Origin of the sequence: Lentzea roselyniae (genome assembly GCF_039537795.1) — a bacterium.
Classification (GTDB): domain Bacteria; phylum Actinomycetota; class Actinomycetes; order Mycobacteriales; family Pseudonocardiaceae; genus Lentzea; species Lentzea atacamensis.
The window spans coordinates 1-647 of record NZ_BAABBE010000142.1 but is presented as its reverse complement, the minus strand read 5'-3'; the positions used below and the strand labels follow the sequence as shown (position 1 = coordinate 647).

1 protein-coding gene is annotated in these 647 nt (G+C 62.6%); it reads left to right on the top strand.

The genetic code is table 11. The features are described from left to right. Nucleotides 1-165: 165 nt before the first annotated feature. Nucleotides 166-402, top strand: coding sequence for a hypothetical protein (locus tag ABFX45_RS46245; RefSeq protein ID WP_346137437.1), 237 nt, complete (start codon nt 166-168; stop codon nt 400-402). Nucleotides 403-647 lie beyond the last annotated feature (245 nt).

The window sequence follows — 647 nt, the reverse complement described above, 5'->3', positions numbered from 1 at the left end:
GCCGCGCTGCCGCCTCATCTCCCTGACGAGACGATGTGTCCTGTGTCACTCGGTGCCCCCTCCGACCGCCAATCCGGCGCGTCGATCTTGGTACACCTCTGACTTACACGGTTCGCATGACACGCCCTCGCCTCCGGCTGCAGAAGCACCGTCAACGCTCGCTACGTGCGAAACACCAGACTCATCGACGCACTGATGCGCCAGGCGATGGCTGCGCTCGCGGGTTCACCCGGCGCACGTGCTTACTACGACCGCCAACGCGCACGAGGCCTCCCGCACAACGCCGCACTACGGCACGTCAGCAACCGCCTCGTCGGGATCCTTCACGGCTGCCTTGCCACCCACACGACGTACGACGAGGCCACCGCCTGGGGACACCACATTGCCGCGTCAGCGGCCTGATCCCTTAATCCCAGGGATGTCCTCGGGCTCACAAACCATGATCCACAACGTAGAAACGGAGAATCAGGATGAGGGCGCAGAATGCAAAAAAGCAGGTAGAGACGAATCTCTACCTGCTGGGACTGTAAAACGAGCGGTGTAACTCCCGATCATGGAAGTGCACCTGATGACCGACATGATGTCCGGCGTGGAGAACGCCGAGAACTCGAAGCCCGCGACCGGCCTGGACGGCCTGGACGAGCAGC